Source organism: Nonomuraea polychroma, assembly GCF_004011505.1.
GTDB lineage: Bacteria > Actinomycetota > Actinomycetes > Streptosporangiales > Streptosporangiaceae > Nonomuraea > Nonomuraea polychroma.
The window spans coordinates 7,814,784-7,833,157 of record NZ_SAUN01000001.1; the positions used below are offsets into that span (position 1 = coordinate 7,814,784).

An 18,374-nucleotide genomic window follows, 5' to 3' on the forward strand; every position below is an offset into this window, starting at 1 on the left:
GAGCCTTCACGACCGGCCATGACAGACGGCAAGGGGTTACGGCGCGTGCGGTGACGCCGGGCGACCGTAAAGGATGGTCTTAAGAGCCGGTGACGCCGGGCGACCGTAAAGGATGGTCTTAAGAGCCGGTGACGCCGGGCGACCATAAAGGATGGTCATGAAAACAGGTGATCGACCACCCGAGCGGTCGCTTTGCCATCGTCACGGGGAGCAAACGTCGCGCGGAACGCGTCGTAGCGGTCGGCGTGGGACGCTGCCACCGAGTCGATCGACCGGAGAGCCTCGATCACCTCGGCCGACGTGGACAGCACCGGGCCCGGCGCCTGCTCGGCCAGGTCGATGTACAGGCCCCGCTTGGACTTGTACTTGGCCATGTCGTAGCCGTAGATCACGATCGGGCGGCCGGTGCAGGCGAAGTCGAACATCACCGACGAATAGTCCGTCACCAGGACGTCCGCCACCAGCAACAACTCCGCCATGTCGGGATAAGTGGTGACGTCGTGGGCGATGTCGGGAACGGCGGGGATGGCCTGCATAGGATGCGCACGGACCAGGATCTCGTGGTCGGCGCCCAGCGCCTCGCGGGCCTTGGCCAGGTCCAGCTTCACCATGGCGTTCTTGCGGTCGTAATCACGCCACGTCGGCGCGTACAGGACCACCCGCTTGCCCTCCGCCAGCCCGAGCCGCTCGCGCACCGCGGCCGCCAGAGCGTCACGGTCCGGCGAGTTGAGCACGTCGTTGCGGGGCAGGCCGCTCTCCAGGATCTCGCCCTTGTAGCCGAACGCCTTGCGCAACACGGGCGTCGCCCACGGCGACTGCGACAGCAGCAGGTCCCAGCCGCGCACCTCCGCCGCCTGGCGGTGCCAGATCGGCGGCTTGGGGTCGCGGTTCATGTGGGGCTGGTCGTTGCCGATGATCTTGGCAGGGGTGCCGTGCCAGGTCTGCACCACCACCTGGTCCTCGCGGGCGCGGAACCAGGCGGGCAGGAACGCGTTGGTCACGATGTGGCGGGACCTGGCCAGGGCGGCGTGGTGTTCGCGGCTGCCGGCGCGTACGACGGTCGCCGGGCCGGGCGGCACGAAGGCGCCGTCCTTGACGATCCAGATGTGCTCGCGATCGTCGCCGCGCCGCAGCCGCTCCTCGTAGATGGCGCGCACGCTGTCGGCGTAGAGCCGCCCGTCGTTGACGACGTAGACGGTCGCGTCGGTCAGCGGCTCCGTACGCTGCGCCGGGTAGAAGACCCGCCGCAACACGTGGGTGCCCGCGACGCCGCGCTCGTCCGCCGGACGGGCCTCTTCGACGGCCACGACGGGCACGTCGAAACGCGTCGAGATCATCCGGTACGTGCGCCCGTCGAACGTGCGCGGTTTCTCGTCGAGTCCCGCCAGGGCGGCGTGGTCCATGCGCAGCGGCACGATCTCGCCGGACGGGTGGCGTACCGACATGTTCCAGGTGCCGGACGCCAGCGGCACCGGCTCGCCGAAGCGGTCCATGGCGGCGGGTTCGACGCGTACGGAGAAGTCCTCGCCGGAGCGCTCCATCGGAAGCAGATAGGACAGCCCGGACCGGTGTCGCAGCGTGAGCGCGCGGGGGCCGTCCGCGTCCGGGTAGTTGCCGCGCAGCAGGAGCGCGGATCCTTCCCAGACCGCCGATGTGATCACGGGACGGATGCGGTGGGCGGAGACCACGACGCGGTCACGGCGGTCGCCGAGCACGGTGATCTCGCGGTCCCCCACGACCGTGCGGGTCTCCACGAGGTCGGCGAGCATGACAGAGGCCGCCGGGTCGCCCTTGGGCTCCACCCAGAGCCGCCGCCCGTCCTTCTCCTGCAGCAGGGACGGCACGGCCAGCGCGACCACCACCTGCGTGCCGTCGCCCGACGGCGTGAAGTCGGCGGCGATGCGGTGACCGCCCAGCCTGGCGTGGCCCTTGGTGACCGTGCGCCCCGGGAGGAAGACCTTGAGCTCGAGGCGGTCGCCGTCGAGTGACACGCCGGTCAGTTCGGCCCGGTTGGGCTGGAGCACGACCTGCAGCGCCCGGTCGGACGTCCAGACCGGCCTGATCCACCAGCCGGGCTTCACCTTCAGCCCGGCGGGACGCTCGGGCCGGCCGAGCGACGAACCGCGCAGCAGACCGGTGGCCCGCGCGCCACGGCTCCAGAACACGATCTCGGCCCGCCACGTCGTGGTGTCGGGCACGGACGGCCGGTGCCGCATCCGGCGGCGCACGGCGGAGACCACGCCGCGCACGGCGCCGCGCCAGCGCAGCGGCCAAGGGCTCAGCTCCGCGGTGAAACCGGACCAGTCGTAGTTGCAGCCGGGCTCGCGTGCCCCGTGCGTGGCCTCCGGCTCGTACACGCGCTTCGTGCGCATGCGGATGGGCGGCAGCCAGCGCGGCCCGCGCAGCACCACGGTCGCCCAGTTGAACCTGCGGCTACGCACCGACAGACCCGCGAGGTAGGCGAAGCCGGTGACGCGGAGCCTGCCGTCGACCCAGTTGATGTCGTCGATGTGGGTCACCGGCACCATGTCGGCCCGGCGCAGGCGATAGAGGTCGGACGGCAGCTCGTCCTGGAAGGGCAGGTCGGCGTACCAGCGCAGGCCCTTGCGGATGCGCTTGGACGGCTCGGCCGCCGCGGCCACGACCTTGCTGAGCGTCTCCCCCTCGATGAGCTCCTCGTCGGGGCGGTGCTCGATCAGGTGCACGATCACCCGCCTGGCGACCGGCAGGTCGTGTTTGACGCGTGCGTCAACGCCCGCGAGATACGGGCGCACGAGCGCGAGCATCTCGCGTCGCCGCGCGGCGCCGCGTTTGACCGCGAGATCGATGCGGGTCCCCAGGGGACCGCTGAGCACCTCGGTGTCGAACGCCGCGTCGCGTCCGCCGGAGCCGACCGCTCGCATGACCGCTTCCAGAGGCTCGCCACGATCGCAAAGATCCTGGACAGCCTTCAGGCGGTCGGCAAGCGAATTACCGCCCTGGCTCTGGGCTGTGACGCCGGTGGCCATAGGGAGGCACCGCCTTTCGGGCCGCCATCAGTGTTCTGCCCATGGTAATGGGAGTCACATGTCACAGATTCGCCCGTTCGGCGAAACCGCAGGTCAACCCGCTTACTGAAAATCGCCTGAACGCCCGTCCCAGCGTGCCAGGCGCATGTCGACGCGTTCACCGGAGCCCGCGCGCAGTGGAGTGCCTTCCTCGCGCCAGTGGGTCAGGCAACGTTGCAGGTGGTCAGGGGCTGCGCCGCTGCCGTCGGCGTGGACGACGCGCCACCAGGGGACGCCGCCGCCCCACGTGGACATCACCTTGCCGACCTGGCGCGGGCCGCCTTCGCCCAGGTATTCGGCGATGTCCCCGTACGCCATGACCTTGCCGGGCGGGATGCGCTCGACGAGGTCGAGCACCCGCTCGGCGAAGGGGCTCAGGGGCTCCATGCCGCGGGACCGGCGTCGATGATCTCGTCGAACTTGCCGATCTCGGCCACGTCACCGCCGGTCTCGACCTCCATGACACCGTCACGCAGCCTGTAGACCTCGCCGTCCTCGCCGACGAGCCGGGCGCCGAGCGCGGTCGACAGCCTCAGGAGTTGTGCCACCTGCCAGTCGGAGCCGGGCTCGCCGACCACCTGGCCGTGCCAGCGCGCCACCGTGTACGCGCTACCCCGGTGGCCGGTCACGATCTCGTCAGATCCGCGCAGCTCGAAACCGGCCGGCGCGATGGCCCTCGCCAACTCGGCGTAGGCGAGCGGCGACTCGCGCACCACCCGCAGCTCGTATCCCATGACGCGGGACCCTAGCGGATCTTTTACCAACGAGAAACCTGCGCTGCGCACCGCCGGTCTGCCGTTGTGCCTGGTCGAGGCCCGCATGGGGAAGCCGCTCACTCTTCCTTTCGCTGGTGGAGCACGATGATGGCGCCGCAGAACGTGATGAGCGCGATCAGCACACCGCCTCCGTACACCCAGAGGTGCCACGGGTCGGGTCCCGGCCGGGCCGGCACGGGCGAGTCCTCGCCCTGACCGAAGTGTTCCTTGCCGGACGCCGGCACGCTGCGTTGCACGCCGGTCAGCCGCTCGGCGGCGTTGAGCGCGGCGGCGGCGTCGACCACGCCGAAGCCGGTCTGGTCGTCGTATCCGGTGGCGGGCCGGCCTCTCGCGCTCATGGACAGCGCCTGGGCGACCTGCTCGGGCGGCAGAGCCGGGTAGCGGGACTTGACGAGCGCGGCCACGCCTGCCACGAGCGCGGCGGCCGAGCTGGTGCCCTGCGACAGCTCGTAGCCGCTCTTGCGCTTGACCACGGGCACGCCCACGCCGGGCGCGGCCACGAGCACCGACAGGTTGTCGCTGCTGAACGGGGCCTTCTTGCCCTGCTTGTCGGTGGCCGCCACGCCGATCACCCCGGGGTAGCCGGCCGGGAAACTCCAGTAGGAGGTGCCCTTGTCCCTGGCGTAACCGCTCTGGCCGTCGTTTCCGACGGCGGCGACCAGCACGACGCCCTTGCCGAGCGCGTACGAGACGGCCTCGCGCTCGGACTTGAGCGGCCCGTAGGAGCCGATCGACATGCTGACGACCTTGGCGCCGTGGTTGGCCGCGTACCGCAGGGCGCGGGCGAGCGGGCTCTCGGAGGCCATCTCCTCGTCCTGCATCGGCGGAACGCCGAACTCGATCCCCGGGTCATCGTCCGTGACCATGGGCAGCGACAGGATGCGGGCCTCAGGCGCGACGCCGATCAGCCCGTCGTCCTCCCCGGAGGCGGCGATCAGACCGGCCATGGCGGTGCCGTGCTTGCCGGGCGGCATGCCGCGCACGACCGAGCCCGAGGTCATGTCGGGGCCTGCGGTGACGCGCCCCTTCAGCTCCTTGATCTCGCCGTCCACGCCGCTGTCCACGACGGCGACGGTGACGCCCGCCCCCTTGGTGACGGTCCATGCCTGCTCGACGTTGAGCGCGTCGAGCACCCACTGCTGCTGCTCTCTGACCGGGTCGGCGCTCGATCCCGTGAAGACGAGCAGCGCGGCCGCGATCGCGCGGATGGCGGTCAGCACACGTTCCCCTGCGTGCAAGGCGGCACCTTCGGGGGGTCCGCGAGGAAGTAAGCGATCTGGTGACCGATCGACTTGGCCGCCGGCCACAACTCAGGATGCAAGATCTCCTCGGGCGGGATCGAGGCCCTGGTGCGCCCGTCGGCGTAGCCCGCGGTCGAGAAGACGATGTACGGCCCGGCGCCGACCCAGCTCGTACGCTGCCGCTGGTCGGGCCCGAACCGCTCGCTCACGGTGCCGGGGAAGGCCACGGGCAGCACGCCCACCCGGTCGTCCTGGGTGAGCTCCCCGGTGGCCGACACCCTGGACGCCTCGTCCTTGAGCACGGCCACGCCCACCGTGAAGACGAACGACGCCGTCTGGTCGATGTAGGTGGCCCGCAGCATGGTGACGCAGCCGTGGTCGTCCAGCACGCCGGCCACGGAGGCGTCCACGCCCTTGCCGCACTCGGTCTCGGGGGCGATGCCGACGCGCCTGGCATACTGCTGGGCGCGGTCGAGCCCGAGGTATTTCACCTCTTCGGGGAAGACGCCCGTCGCCGGCCATGCCTGCCAGCGCCTGGCGATCTCCTCCTGCTTGTACTTGGTCTGCTCGGCGGGGGTCAGCGGGCGTGCCCGCGTCTCGTCGAGCAGCCCGATCGTGCCGAGCAGCACGACGGCCGCCGACATGGTGATGATGACGCCGAGCAGCGCCACGAAGATGCGCCGGTAGCGGATCCCCTGCTGGAGCGCGTCGAGTTCGGCGCGCTGCTTGGCGGCCGTGCGCCTGCTGGAGTTCGCGGCCGGCCAGGCACGCACGCGTGACCGGCGGCCGGTGGTGGCGCCGAGCGGGTTCCTCTGTCCCGGCGTGGATTCACCCCCGGCGCGCGGCAGCCCTTGGATCGACCTACGTGCCCTCACCACCGCCTCGTTCCCATATTCGCTCGGTGTCTATTTCGTCCCCCTAAGTGGGGAGATCATGCGTCTTGCGAGATGTGCGCCCGGCGTACGCGTCTGACCAGCGTGAATATGACGGTCAAGGACGCGAGCGCGCCGACGGCCGCGGCGGCGGCGATGGCCGCATAGACCGTGACGCGCCTGTCATCCCTGACGATGACCTTGATCGGACCGGTCTGACCGCCGGCCAGCGGCTTGGCGGGGTCCTGGGCCTCGGGACCGGTCGCGGTCTCGGTGTGCCCCGCCAGCCGGCCCGCCTCGGCCAGGGCGCGGGCGGCATGCACGACGCCGAAGCCGGTGGCCGTGTCGTAGCCGCCGGGCGGGCGGTCGGTGGCGCTGGCGGTGAGGGCCTGCGCGACGACCGGCGGCAACATATCGGGATATTTCGCCTTAATGAGGGCGGCGACGCCGGACACGAGTGCCGTCGCCTGCGAGGTCCCCCTGCCGACCCAGTATTCGTCGCCGGGACCTGCCCCCATGATGTCCACGCCGGGCGCGGCCACCTGCACCGAGGAGTTCCAGTTGGAGAACGTGGCCCGCCGCAACCGCCGGTCCGTCGCCCCCACGGAGACCACCCCGGGGAACGCGGCCGGGTAGGAGTAGGGCGCGAAGTCTCCGTCGATCTTCCGGTCGCCGTCGTTGCCCGCGGCGGCGACGAGCACGACGCCCTTGGAGATCGCGTAGCGGATGGCCGCGCGCTCCTCCCGGGTCGCCAGCTCCTTGGAGATCGACATGTTGATCACGTCCGCCCCCTCGTCGACCGCGTATCTGATGCCTCGGGCCACGACGTTCTCGAAGCGCTCGGCGGAGTTGAACTCGCGGAACCCCGGCTCCTCGTCCTCAAGGATGACCCTTACTGACAGTACGTCCGCTTCGGGCGCGACGCCGATGATCCCCAGCTTTCCTTCGGGGCCGTGACCGTGCCCGGCGATCAACGAGGCCATGTACGTGCCGTGCAACCTGCGCGGAGCCACGCCGGGCGGGTTCGCGCCTGCGGTGAAATCCTTGCCCACCCGTACGGAGCCGGTGAGATCCCGGTGACGTGGATCGACGCCGGAGTCGAGCACCGCCACCGTGACCCCGGCGCCCTTGCTGACCCGCCACGCCTGGGTGAGCTCCAGCGTCTTGATCACCTGCCGCTGCCCGCCGCGCACGTCGTCGGCCTGCGCCGGCGGCGCCGTGAACAACAACATCCCGGCCGCCGCCACCGACGCCACACGTCTCAGCACGCTTGCTGGAGTGCCCTGGCTCAGCACTGCCATTCCTCGGCCGCGCAATCAGGCATCCTCGGCGTGCTCAGACCGGTCAGCACGCGCTCGGAGATCTCGGTGGCGAAGGCGAAGATGGCCGGGCGCGGCTCGCCGACCGCGCTCCCCGGCCGGCCGTCCACCTCCCCGGCCGTGGTCAGCACCAGATATGGTCCCGCCTGCCGGACCGACCCGGCCTGGCGCACGGCAGGGGTGAACCGGTGCGCGATCGTGTTGGCGAAGGCCAGCGGGCGCAGCCCCGGCACGGGCTCGCCGCTCTCTGCGAACGCGGACTTGGCGCGTACGGCGCCCAGCTCGTCACGCAGGGCCGCCACGCCGACGGTGACGAGCACGCCGCGCAGCGCGTCGATGTAGGTGGCGCGCAGCAGGCCCCGGCAGCCCGCCTTGCGCAGCGCCTTGGCGGCCTTGGCGTCCACGGAGTCGCACGAGGTGTGCGGCGAGATGCCGATTCTCCTGGCCCGTTCCTGCCCGCCCTGCTCCGCGGAGTACGGCAATGTGGCGGGGAAGATACGTCCCGCGGGCCAGGTGCGCCAGCGTTCGGCGACCTCCCGCTTGGCGGCCGCGTGCAATTCGGCGGTGCTGGGGCCGCGGGTGAGCTCGGTGCCCGCCGCGCTGCCGGCGACCCCGGCGGCCACCGCGCAGACCAGGGTCAGCGCGGAGGCCACCACCAGGGTCGGCCAGGGGCGGGCTGAGTTCACGCCATCGACCTTAACCGGGGCGTCGTGCGGAGCCCCGCCGGAAAATCCTTAATAGCTGGGCAGGCTGGGGTCGACGGTCTTGACCCAGCTGAGCACGCCGCCGCCCACGTGGACGGCGTCGGAGAACCCGGCGTTCTTGACGACCGCCAGGGCTTCCGCCGAGCGCGCACCCGACTTGCAGTGCAGGACGATGCGCTTGTCCTGCGGCAGCTTCTCCAGGGCCGAGCCGTTGAGGAACTCGCCCTTGGGGATCAGCGTGGCGCCGGGGATCGAGACGATCTCGTACTCGTTCGGCTCGCGGACGTCCACGAGGAAGATGTTGTCGCCGCGGTCCTGCATGTCCTTGAGCTCCAGCGCGGTGATCGTGGAGCCGCTGGCGGCCTCGGCGGCCTCGTCGGAGATCGCGCCGCAGAACGCCTCGTAGTCCTCGAGCAGCTCGGTGACCGTCGGGTTCTTGCCGCACAGGACGCACTCGGGGTCCTTGCGGACCTTGACGTCGCGGTACTTCATCTCCAGGGCGTCGTAGATCATCAGCCGCCCGACCAGCGGGTCACCGATGCCGGTCAGCAGCTTGATGGCCTCGTTGACCTGGATGGAGCCGATCGACGCGCAGAGCACGCCGAGCACGCCACCCTCGGCGCACGACGGCACCATGCCGGGAGGCGGGGGCTCCGGGTAGAGGCAGCGGTAGCAGGGGCCGTGCTCGGCCCAGAACACGCTGGCCTGGCCGTCGAAGCGGTAGATCGAGCCCCAGACGTACGGCTTGCCGAGCAGCACTGCGGCGTCGTTCACCATGTAGCGCGTGGCGAAGTTGTCGGTGCCGTCGACGATGAGGTCGTAGCCGGAGAAGATCTCCATGACGTTTTCCGTGGTCAGCGCCGTGTTGTGGATGACGACGTCGACCAGCGGGTTGATCTCGCGGACCGACGCCGCGGCGCTCTCGGCCTTCAGCCTGCCCACGTCGGACTGGCCGTGGATGATCTGGCGCTGCAGGTTGGACTCATCGACCACGTCGAAGTCGATGATGCCGAGGGTGCCGACGCCGGCCGCCGCGAGGTACATCAGCGCGGGCGAGCCCAAGCCCCCGGCGCCCACACACAGCACCTTGGCGTTCTTCAGCCGCTTCTGCCCCGCCATGCCCACATCGGGAATGATCAGGTGACGCGAGTAGCGGCGCACTTCGTCGACGGTCAGCTCTGCGGCCGGCTCGACCAGCGGTGGCAACGACACTTTCTACGCTCCCGTTATCCAGGGGACCCCTGTCCTCACCTTGAAACCTAGCTGGCGAGTGGGGCATTCCCCAATCGAGTCTCACCGATCAGACGGCGTGCTTCGGCCGCCACCACCTGCGGTATCTCCATCATCGCCACATGACCCGCCGTCGGCAGCAGCACGATCCTGGCGTTCCCGAACGTACGCAGGGCCTTCGCGGCCGTGGCCGGGCGGACGAGACGGTCGCGCCGGCCGTGCATGATCAGGGTCGGCGCCTGGACCCTGGCCGCCTGGCGCCAGAGGTTGGCCTCGCCACGTCGGAAGTATTCGGCCACGATCCCCCGGGCCGAGCAGATCATCGCCTGGTCGGCGTACGGGAGGTCGTCGCGTCTGCGGAGCTCGTTGATCGCGTCGCGCAGGCGTACCGGGTGGACGGCGTTCACGTCGGCCCAGACCATGGACACGGTGGCGTTGACGCGCTGCTCGGCCGGGATCAGGCGCATCTTGCCCGCCACCCACTCGCCGATCATGGGTATCGCGGCTGCGGCCACGCGGATGGGGCCGTACCTGGGGAGCAGGTCCGGGAGGGCGGGCGAGATGAGCGTGAGCGAGCGGACCAGGTCGGGCCGGGTGGCGGCGACCCTGACGGCGATCGCGCCGCCCAGCGAGTTGCCGAACAGGTGGGCCGGGCCCGTCTCCTCCATGAGGCTGATCACGGCCCTGGCGTGCGCGGGGACCGTGTAGTCGCCGTCGGCGGGCGCGGGCGAGTATCCGGCGCCGGGCAGGTCGAGCGCGTGGCCGGTGACCGTGTCCTTGAGCTCGTCCATGAGGTCGGTCCAGTTGGTGGCCGAGCCGGCCAATCCGTGGACGAACACCGCCTGGTCGGCGGGCCCCTGCGGGGTGGACCTGACGTGCACTGAGCCCAGCATGCGTCCTGGCCAGTGCGGGATCGGCTCAGCTGCCATGCCTCCTCCTCCTAGCGTTCACTCCCACTCTGCGTGTCGTTAACCCCACGATAGCCATGCCACGCCACCATGCGGCCCCATATCGGACATTTCGGACTTATCGCCATTTAATAGGGCATATGGCGCGCTTGTCTCGTGACCGCCTCATGAGGAAAACGGGCAAATCACCTCAATTCACTTCATTTAAGTTTAATAGGAGCAATAGGACCGTTCGTGTATAGCAAAACAGTTCGACGCCTGTTTGCGACACCGGAACATCGGACATCAAAGGGACAGATGACGCATTGTCGCCATCCAGGACATTTTCCGATCATCTAGAAAATGTCAGGAACCAGGGCAATCGATCCTTTGGGGGGGAACTCAATGCCCACGTTCAAGACAATCGTCGCAGGGCTGGCGATCAGCACAGCAGCGACCGGCGGCGCCGTCAGCATGGGCGCGCTGACCACCACCTCGGCCGCCAGCGCGACGACCGCCTCCGCAGCCTCCGGCGCCACCACCACCACGGCCGGCTTCCTCGCCGGATGCCGCAAGCGCTGCGGATGGGGATGGGGCGGAGGCGGTGGCTGGGGCCGCCACCACGGTCGCCACAAGCAGAAGATCAAGATCAACATCCACAACAACAACCAGCAGAGCCAGAACCAGGCTCAGCGTCAGGACCAGGACCAGGACCAGTTCCCGTGGAGCGTCCTCAAAGACGAGGAAGATGACGACTGACAACTCCAGGCAGTGAGCGTGGAGCGATCGGAAGGCAGTCCTGGGAAGACATCCCGGTTGACGTGAGCCGTGACCGAAGTCCGTAAGAGTGATCGCACAGCGTCGAAGTCATGAGCCGACGCAGCACCCGACACGGAGCACCGGCACTGACTCAAGGGCCGGACCAGGAAAAACGCGCACCGAGCGCTCGGGCCACCGGATCGCACCACATGCGCCCTCGGCAATTCGCCGCCGAGGGCGCATTCACGTGTTCCCAGGGCCGCATGAGCTGCCGCACGCAAAGGACAAATCCTCTCAATCCACGCGACAAATGCCCAATAATAGCAACGAGAGTGTTTGTGAGTCGCAAAACCTCACGAGGCCCGTTACGCGCCATTAGGACGCGGAAACAAGAATGAGCACCGGATGACGCATTAGCCAGCCATCCACCGCGTTTGCCGATCATTCGGAAAACGTCAAGAACAGGGCAACCGAACCTTTGGGGGGATTCCAATGCCCAAGTTCAAGAGTGTCGTCGCAGGCCTCGCCCTCAGCGCCGCCACAACGGGCTCCGTCGTCGGACTGGACGCGCTGACCACCACCTCGGCGGCCGGCGCGACGACCGCCTCCGCTGCCTCCGCCGCCGCTTCGGGCTTCCTCGCCGGCTGCCGCAAGAAATGTGGATGGAGCGGATGGATTCGCCACGGCCGCTACCGGCTGAAGATCTACATCCACATCCACAACAAGAACCAGCAGAGCCAGGAACAGGCGGGCCGCCAGGACGAAGACCAGGACGAAGACCAGGATCAGAAGCTCCGCCAGGACGAAGACCAAGATCAGACGAGCGAGGACGAAGAGCAGGATCAAGTCCTGGACAGCATTCCGAGCCTCAGCCCCTAGGGCGAGCGCACAGCGGGGTCTTGCGACCGCCTCCCGAGCACCGTGAAATCCGCAGCCGAGTGTCTGTGTCACCCAGCGACATCATCAGCTCCGACGAGCGATGAGCGACGCGGATGCACAGGCACTCTGCTTCGCTCATTGCGGTCAGGAAGCACATCACCGTCATCCGATGTCAGGCTCTCGGCGAGGGCATGGGCCCATTTCCGAGAATGACCGTCGAAATCCACCCGCAAAAGGAGGGAAGGCGGCCTCACGGTCCCCTCCAGCACCGCAAGGTCGACTCTTCCCTCCGCAGCCACCCTCACATATCACGCCGCTGACCTGGAAGGATCGGTTATTCCTAGGAAGCCGCTTCCCAGGAAATTTCTCCGCACCGGTGCAATGATCAGCGGGTATGGACAGCATCGAGGTTGCCCCTTCCAGGGGACCGCTGGCCGATTTCCTGACCGCCCGGCGCGCCGCCGTCAGCGCGGCCGAGCATGGCCTGCCCGAGCCGCCATACCGCCGACGTGTCCCCGGCCTGCGCCGGGAAGAGGTGGCCCAGCTGGCCGGGATCAGCACCGACTACTACACCCGCCTGGAGCAGGGCCGGGTGCGCACCGCCTCCCGTTCGGTCCTGAGCGCCATCGGCCGCGCCCTCCGTCTCAACGACGACCAGCACCGGCATCTGTTCCAGCTGGCCTACCCCGACGTGCTGGAGCATCCCGGCGAGGCGGACCAGCACATCACACCGCAGACGGCCCGGCTGCTGATCAACCTCGTCGACACCCCCGCCCTGGTATTGGGCCGCTACCTGGACATCCTCGCCTGGAACCGGCTGGGCACCGCACTACTGGGCGACCTGGCCGCCACGAAGCCGGCCCACCGCAACTACGTGCGCATGGTCTTCCTCGACGATCACGTCCGGTCTCTGCAAGCCGATTGGCGCGCCCGCGCGCAGGAGGCGGTCTCCAGCTTGCGCATGGCCGCAGGAGCGTACCCTGATCAACCCCGGCTGCGAGAACTCGTGGGCGAGCTGTCGCTACGGGATGAGGACTTCCGCACCTGGTGGGCCGACCACCTGGTGACCGTGCACACCTCCGGCCGCAGCCGCCTCCGCCACCCCGTCGTCGGAGAGTTCAGCGTCGACTGGCAGGCCCTGACCAGCATCGACGATCAGGAACACGTCATTGTGCTGCTCACCGCTCCACACGGCAGTCCCGATCACGAAGCGATCAAACGACTGGACGCCTGGGCCCACCGGCAACGACTCCGGCCGAGCCATCCCCAGGCGGACGCTGTGCCCACGCGCTCCTCACCTCGGGGCTATGCGTAGCAAGATCAATAAGTACAGCTTGCCGGTAATACACGGAATCGTGGAACCCGACGAGGCCCGGCCCTGACGCATTCGCCACAGAGAGCGCATTTACCCCTCTCAACGGCGGAGCAGTTCGCCACATCAAGAGCAATTCGGACAAATCATATCAACCCATTTCATAAATGCTTAATGAGAGCAATGAGAGCGTCAGAATCGAGCAAAACGCCACGAAGCCCGTTTACCTGACACTCGGCCAGGAAATATGAGATGCAACGGATGGCGCAATAGCCAACATCCGCGATATTTTCCACGCAGTTCCGGAAAATATTTAGAACAGGGGCAACAGAACCTTTGGGGGGAAATTCAATGCCCAAGTTCAAGACTGCCATCGCGGCGCTCTTTGCAGCCAGCACGGCCATGACCGGCGCTGCCGCGCTGACCACCTCCGCACCTGCCAACGCCACGCCGGGCAGTGACTTCGTCGCTGGCGGGCACGGAGGCTGGGGCTGGGGCAACGGCGGCTGGGGCGGCCACGGCAAGCACCGCCACAAGAACAAGCAGAAGGTCCGCATCTGGATCCACAACAACAACCACCAGACGCAGAACCAGGCCGAAAGGCAGGACCAGGACCAGGACCAGGACCAGGACCAGAAGGCCAAGAACAAGCTGCTCCAGCTGTACCCACCGACGCCGTGACTTCTAAGGGAACCCTGACGGGACTCCCCTAGCAAGTAGCGCCCGGCATGAGCGGCGTTGAACGGTCGAGTGGCGATCAGGCGACATCATCCCGGTCGTCGCGAGCGGCACCAGAGTGCCTGTGTCCCGCAGCGGCATCATCCGCTTCACCGAAGCGATGAGCCGAGGCGGAACCCAGGCACTCCGCTACGCCGGCGCCCGCTGAGAGACGCTCGAGCAAGCTTCTCCATAGGATCCATATCACCCAATATGCGCTCTCGACACTTTGTGCCGAGGGCGCATTTATTTGTGTACAGGACCGCTTCAGCGCACCGCGCAGCGACACGAACCAGCCGTCCAAGCCCGCAACGCCCAAAAAAGGCGATGAGAGCGTTTAAGTAGGGCAAACTATCACGAAGCCCGTTTAGCCCAAATCACCCCGGGAAACAAATTGGACAGATGGCACATTAGCCGTCATCCACGATATTTTCCAACGTAGTCCGGAAAATATTAAGAACAGGGGCAACAGAACCTTTGGGGGGAAACAATGCCCAAGTTCAAGAGCATCTCAGCTCTCGCCGTCATCACCGCCGTGTCCGGCGCCGTTGCCGCGCTGGCGGGTTCCTCGACCGCCAATGCCGCCACGGGATCCGCGGTCACCTCGGTAGCCAACGGCTTCGTGGCTGGCCACGGCTGGGGCGACCACAACCGCCACCGCAACAAGCAGAAGGTCCGCATCTGGATCCACAACAACAACCAGCAGCACCAGAAGCAGTTCAACAAGCAGGACCAAGACCAGGACCAGTTCCAGAAGCAGTTCCCGTTCAACGTCCTCGAGGACGAGTAACAGAACTGATTCCGCAAGGCTCCGCAGCAGCATGCTGAGCGGCCGAAGGGCGGGTCACGTCACCGAATCCCGATCGGCGTGAACCGCAGCCGAGGTGCCTGCGCCGGCAGAAAGATCGCGCTCCGGCGGGACGATGCCGAAACGGAACACAGGCACCTTGACCTCACCAGGCGCCCGGCCAGTCGTGCACCTGGCCAGGCGCCGTCCTAACTAAACAGCTGAGGTTATGCGCTGTGGGCGCCGAGGCGATCTCGTGATGAGATCCAGGTCAATCAGGGCGGGTGGTTCTCGATGTCAACGACACCGAGAACCACCCGCCCTGATAGTTGCCTCACGGACGGACAACCGCCCATTGGGTGCAATTGTTCAGGAGGCCGCTGGTCGGGAACAGCACCGGCACCTCAGGAGCCGCTGGGCCAATTCCTTTGGCCTGGACATCGCAACGCGTCTCGAAGGTGCCGCTGGCGGTCCGCGCCCTGATCACCAGCTGGACATCCCCGCTACCATCGAGGCTCCCGTGATCACCCGCGACGGAGACGTTGAACACGTAGCCGCCCTGGCTTCCTGGCACTCGCCGGAGGCTTTGCCATCGCTGCCCGGCAGGCAGGCGAGGATCGTAGACCCACGCGACACCGCGGTCGGACGTGACCGCGAACAGTTGGCCTTCATACGAGCCCGTGGTACCGCCGCTGAGCGCCACGAACGCCGAGTCGAGCCATGGCCCGCTCTCCCGATAGACCTGCTGGTGGACAGCGTCCCCCTTCGAGCCGGTGGCTGCGTGGGCGGACGTCGTCGCACCTGAGAGTCCCACGGCCCCGCAGGCCATCGTCGTCGCGACCGCCCACGTCAGCAGACGGCCGGTGGCGCCCGCGCGTGAGGCCGCGCTGCTCATACGAGAAACCAATTGATTTCCCTCCATTGCGAGAAATGGTTTTTCGGGACACCGCGTTGCCCTGCGATGCATTGCGAAGATACCCGACCGCATAAACGCGAACGCATGGACAAACATGCAATGATGGCAAAAGAAGCGGAATGGCGATACAAAAGATGTCCGAGCAACACCCACCTTTTCCGCTTTGGCCACCCAACTTGCCCCACGTATCGACACACGGGCTAATATCTCACTATTAGTACGACAACCGCCCCTCGGAGCGCATCACGCGGCGCGGCACAGGCATCACGGCGCACGATCGATGGGCCGAGCAGGCCATCCGTGTCACGATGAATCGTCAACATTCGGAGAACGATCAGTGAGCATTCGGTAAGGACCAACCGGCGAAACGCACATCTACCGTCTGGCCGCATATAACCGTCTCGTAGTGAACATGCCGCTGACATTCCCGGCGAAATGTTCGAACAGTCAACGAAGCGTTATGGTGGGCCGAAATGGCACGGGAGATCACGAGATCTGTTTTGCTCGCGGCGTTGCTCGGGGGCGGAATCGCATGGGCAACCATCGGATCGGCGACCGCCGCGTACGGCAAGCCGTACCCGCCGTATCCGCCGCACGAGCAGGCGACACAGTTCCAGGACGCCAAGCAGAAGGCGAAGCGGCGCCAGGCAGGGCACCAGAGAAGCAACTCAACGGTTGACGTCCGCGTCAACGATCGCCCCTACGTTCACGGACACGAGCCGACCGGGGAGGCCGCGACCGTCACCGGTGCGGGCGCGCTGTTCGCCGGAGCCGCCGGCGCGGCGATCGCCAGGCGGCGTCGCGAAACTGCCGGTGCGAAGTAGGAGCTGATCGACAAGTGACAAGCAGGAAGCGTCGGCTCGTCGTCATGGGGCTGCTCTGCCCTGCGGCAGGCCTCACGCTGGCCGCGGGTTGGACTGCGTACCTCGGCTTGAGCGTGCGGAGTCACCTGGAGGCGGCCGAGGACGCACTGGAGCGGCTGCGCGCGAGCGACCGGTCAGGGGCAGCCGCCGCGCTCGCTGACGCGCAGCGCCATGCCGAAGAAGCGCGCCGGATCACCAGCGGCGAGGAATGGTCGTTGATCGGCCGCATCCCACCGATGGAAGAGGGTGCGGCGACCGTCCGCGGGCTCGCCGTCGCCGCCGCTGATCTGACCGGCGTGCTGACGGACGTCCACGGCGTCGTGACGAAGCTGATCTCGGTGAAGGGGCTCTCCCTCGACAACGTGGAAACGCTCCCGGCCAGCCTGGAAACGGCAACGCCGGTGCTGCGCGACGCCGCCGGCCGGATCGAGCGGATCCGGTCCGGCCTCGCCGCCACCCCGGCCGACAGCGGCCTGGACGCGCTGAACCAGGCCCGTGCCACGGCGCTGAGCGAACTGGACAAGCTACGGGGCTGGCTGGAGGTGGCCAACGACCCCGTGGTGCGCGACACCGCCGCCATGCTGCCAGAGATGCTGGGCTATAACGGGCCGCGCCGCTACTTCCTGGCGTTCCAGACCAATGCCGAGGCACGCGGTACCGGAGGGCTGGTCGGCGCGTTCGGCATCCTGAAAGCCGACCGTGGCCACCTCAACATCGAGCGGCTCTCTCCCAACAACGGCCTGGAGTCGGGTTCCGTCCAGGTCACCCACCATGGCCGTGCCTTCCATGAGCGTTACGGCCCGAGTCCGACCGGCCTGCTGGCCAATTCCAATCTCTCCCCGCATTTCCCGTACGCCGCGAAGACGTGGGCGGCTCTGTGGAAACGTCAGACCGGTGAACAGCTGGACGGCGCGATCGCGACCGACCCGGTCGCCCTCTCCTATCTGCTGAAGGTGATCGGACCCGTCACACTGGCCAACGGTGAGAAAGTGACCGCGGAGAACGTGGTGGACCTCACCGAACGGGAAGCATATGCGCGGTACGCGGATGCCCGCGAGCGCAAGAAATATCTCATCACGATCGCCAGTGCCGTCAGCAAGGCGATCACCAGTGCCCACCCGGACCCCCTGGCCCTGGTCTCCGCTCTGTCACAGATGGTGGAGGAGAGGAGAATCCAGATCTGGAGCCACAAGGGCTATGAACAGCGCCGCTTGGCGGCGACCCCGCTCGGCGGCGTACTCCCCCGGAGACCAGGGCCGTTCGCCGGGCTCATGATCATCAATTCGGCCGGCACCAAGCTCGACTACTACCTGGACCGCTCGCTCGACTACGCGCTGGGCCCATGCCGTGCTGACGGGATGCGTACCACCAAGGTTCGGATCCAGCTCACCAACAACGTGCCGCCGCAGCCCTTGCCCACATACGTCTCCGCCCGGCTCGACCTCCCCGCGGAGCGCCGCGCCGCCAAACCCAACGGGTCCAACCTGCTGTGGGTGTCGTTCTACACCGGGGTCGGGGCCAAGGTCGAGGCCATGCGGGTCGACGGCAAGCCGGCTCGAATCGTCAGGCAGACCGAGCGATCCCACCCTGTCTACAACAACCTGCTGGAGTTCGCTCCCAGGCAGTCGAGGACGATTGAGTTCGACCTGCTCGAACCCTACTCGGCGGCGTCACCGGAGGTTCCCGTGCAACCGCTGGTCCGTCCCCAGCACACCCACATCAGCGACGACCGCACGGGCTGCCCAGTGCAGCCGTCCAACCCCGACGTGCAATAGGAAGCAAGACCGGCCGTGTCGAGAGCGCTGCCGTTCTTGCCGCAAGAAACGGCTGGGCCGAGTTGCTTTCGGCCCAGCCGTTTCTTGCGTCCGACGCGGGGCCGTGCATGCGGATGATCCAGCGCACGGGAGCGAGAGCCGCGCCGTCTCGGCGGCGATTTACGGAGCTGCGCTTCCCGTGCCACGAGGCCGACCGTGGGCACCAGCTCGGGAAGAAAGCCGAAGCGGCGGGCAGGTGTCGCGGCACGGTGGACCGGTCGCAGCGGCTGCCGTTCTGGCGTCAACTCGGC

The 18,374-nt window shown here is 67.6% G+C and carries 17 protein-coding genes; 7 read left to right on the forward strand and 10 right to left on the reverse strand.

Going from position 1 to position 18,374, the window contains the following annotated elements; translation table 11 throughout:
* Positions 1-155: 155 nt before the first annotated feature.
* The 9 genes from EDD27_RS35570 to EDD27_RS35610 form a co-directional block, all read right to left on the reverse strand.
* Positions 156-2,903 carry a CDP-glycerol glycerophosphotransferase family protein gene (locus EDD27_RS35570; protein ID WP_127936280.1) on the reverse strand — a complete coding sequence of 916 codons (2,748 nt, stop codon included), beginning with the start codon at positions 2,901-2,903 and terminating at the stop codon, positions 156-158.
* Positions 2,904-3,110: 207 nt separating this feature from the next.
* Positions 3,111-3,434, reverse strand: coding sequence for an MGMT family protein (locus tag EDD27_RS35575; protein ID WP_127936281.1), 324 nt, complete (start codon positions 3,432-3,434; stop codon positions 3,111-3,113).
* Positions 3,422-3,781, reverse strand: a complete 360-nt coding sequence (locus tag EDD27_RS35580) for a hypothetical protein (protein WP_127936282.1) — start codon at positions 3,779-3,781, stop codon at positions 3,422-3,424. The genes EDD27_RS35575 and EDD27_RS35580 overlap by 13 nt, the downstream gene beginning before the upstream one ends.
* 98 nt (positions 3,782-3,879) lie before the next feature.
* Positions 3,880-5,061, reverse strand: coding sequence for a S8 family peptidase (locus tag EDD27_RS35585; protein WP_241564434.1), 1,182 nt, complete (start codon positions 5,059-5,061; stop codon positions 3,880-3,882).
* Positions 5,037-5,939 (reverse strand): hypothetical protein, encoded by a 903-nt coding sequence (locus EDD27_RS35590; RefSeq protein ID WP_241564435.1) that lies wholly within the window; start codon positions 5,937-5,939, stop codon positions 5,037-5,039. Before EDD27_RS35590 ends, EDD27_RS35585 begins: the two co-directional genes overlap by 25 nt.
* Positions 5,940-5,995: 56 nt before the next feature.
* A complete protein-coding gene (locus tag EDD27_RS35595; RefSeq protein WP_241564436.1) occupies positions 5,996-7,204 on the reverse strand; it encodes a S8 family serine peptidase in 1,209 nt (402 codons plus the stop codon).
* 20 nt (positions 7,205-7,224) lie between these two features.
* Entirely contained in the window at positions 7,225-7,941 is a 717-nt protein-coding gene (locus EDD27_RS35600) for a hypothetical protein (protein WP_241564437.1), read from the reverse strand.
* Positions 7,942-7,989: 48 nt separating this feature from the next.
* Positions 7,990-9,171: an adenylyltransferase/sulfurtransferase MoeZ gene (moeZ, locus tag EDD27_RS35605; RefSeq protein WP_127936283.1), complete on the reverse strand. Its 1,182-nt coding sequence runs from the start codon at positions 9,169-9,171 to the stop codon at positions 7,990-7,992.
* A gap of 47 nt (positions 9,172-9,218) precedes the next feature.
* Positions 9,219-10,118, reverse strand: coding sequence for an alpha/beta fold hydrolase (locus EDD27_RS35610; RefSeq protein WP_127936284.1), 900 nt, complete (start codon positions 10,116-10,118; stop codon positions 9,219-9,221).
* Between the two features lie 363 nt (positions 10,119-10,481).
* Here EDD27_RS35610 and EDD27_RS35615 point away from each other — a divergent pair, with 363 nt between their 5' ends.
* The 5 genes from EDD27_RS35615 (at position 10,482) to EDD27_RS35635 (ending at position 14,533) form a co-directional block, all read left to right on the forward strand.
* Positions 10,482-10,835: a hypothetical protein gene (locus tag EDD27_RS35615; protein WP_127936285.1), complete on the forward strand. Its 354-nt coding sequence runs from the start codon at positions 10,482-10,484 to the stop codon at positions 10,833-10,835.
* 492 nt (positions 10,836-11,327) lie between these two features.
* Entirely contained in the window at positions 11,328-11,714 is a 387-nt protein-coding gene (locus EDD27_RS35620) for a hypothetical protein (protein ID WP_127936286.1), read from the forward strand.
* A gap of 394 nt (positions 11,715-12,108) precedes the next feature.
* Positions 12,109-13,029, forward strand: a complete 921-nt coding sequence (locus EDD27_RS35625; RefSeq protein ID WP_127936287.1) for a helix-turn-helix transcriptional regulator — start codon at positions 12,109-12,111, stop codon at positions 13,027-13,029.
* 348 nt (positions 13,030-13,377) lie between these two features.
* Entirely contained in the window at positions 13,378-13,707 is a 330-nt protein-coding gene (locus EDD27_RS35630) for a hypothetical protein (RefSeq protein ID WP_127936288.1), read from the forward strand.
* A gap of 526 nt (positions 13,708-14,233) precedes the next feature.
* On the forward strand, positions 14,234-14,533 hold the full coding sequence (locus tag EDD27_RS35635; protein WP_127936289.1) for a hypothetical protein: 300 nt from the start codon (positions 14,234-14,236) through the stop codon (positions 14,531-14,533).
* 331 nt (positions 14,534-14,864) lie between these two features.
* Here the strand turns inward: EDD27_RS35635 and EDD27_RS35640 are convergent, their stop codons facing one another.
* Positions 14,865-15,617: a hypothetical protein gene (locus EDD27_RS35640; RefSeq protein WP_127936290.1), complete on the reverse strand. Its 753-nt coding sequence runs from the start codon at positions 15,615-15,617 to the stop codon at positions 14,865-14,867.
* A 302-nt stretch (positions 15,618-15,919) separates the two neighbouring features.
* On the opposite strand from EDD27_RS35640, the gene EDD27_RS35645 reads away from it, so the two are divergent.
* Positions 15,920-16,270 (forward strand): hypothetical protein, encoded by a 351-nt coding sequence (locus tag EDD27_RS35645; RefSeq protein ID WP_127936291.1) that lies wholly within the window; start codon positions 15,920-15,922, stop codon positions 16,268-16,270.
* Between the two features lie 14 nt (positions 16,271-16,284).
* Positions 16,285-18,084, forward strand: a complete 1,800-nt coding sequence (locus tag EDD27_RS35650) for a DUF4012 domain-containing protein (protein WP_127936292.1) — start codon at positions 16,285-16,287, stop codon at positions 18,082-18,084.
* The last annotated feature ends 290 nt before the right edge of the window (positions 18,085-18,374 follow it).

Excerpts from the sequence above, each read along its gene's own strand:
- EDD27_RS35580 (WP_127936282.1), bottom strand. The coding sequence starts at position 3,781 with ATGGGATACGAGCTGCGGGTGGTGCGCGAGTCGCCGCTCGCCTACGCC.
- EDD27_RS35635 (WP_127936289.1), top strand. The coding sequence starts at position 14,234 with ATGCCCAAGTTCAAGAGCATCTCAGCTCTCGCCGTCATCACCGCCGTG.
- EDD27_RS35625 (WP_127936287.1), top strand. The coding sequence starts at position 12,109 with ATGGACAGCATCGAGGTTGCCCCTTCCAGGGGACCGCTGGCCGATTTC.
- EDD27_RS35615 (WP_127936285.1), top strand. The coding sequence starts at position 10,482 with ATGCCCACGTTCAAGACAATCGTCGCAGGGCTGGCGATCAGCACAGCA.
- EDD27_RS35645 (WP_127936291.1), top strand. The coding sequence starts at position 15,920 with ATGGCACGGGAGATCACGAGATCTGTTTTGCTCGCGGCGTTGCTCGGG.
- EDD27_RS35630 (WP_127936288.1), top strand. The coding sequence starts at position 13,378 with ATGCCCAAGTTCAAGACTGCCATCGCGGCGCTCTTTGCAGCCAGCACG.
- EDD27_RS35570 (WP_127936280.1), bottom strand. The coding sequence starts at position 2,903 with ATGCGAGCGGTCGGCTCCGGCGGACGCGACGCGGCGTTCGACACCGAG.
- EDD27_RS35575 (WP_127936281.1), bottom strand. The coding sequence starts at position 3,434 with ATGGAGCCCCTGAGCCCCTTCGCCGAGCGGGTGCTCGACCTCGTCGAG.
- EDD27_RS35620 (WP_127936286.1), top strand. The coding sequence starts at position 11,328 with ATGCCCAAGTTCAAGAGTGTCGTCGCAGGCCTCGCCCTCAGCGCCGCC.
- EDD27_RS35610 (WP_127936284.1), bottom strand. The coding sequence starts at position 10,118 with ATGGCAGCTGAGCCGATCCCGCACTGGCCAGGACGCATGCTGGGCTCA.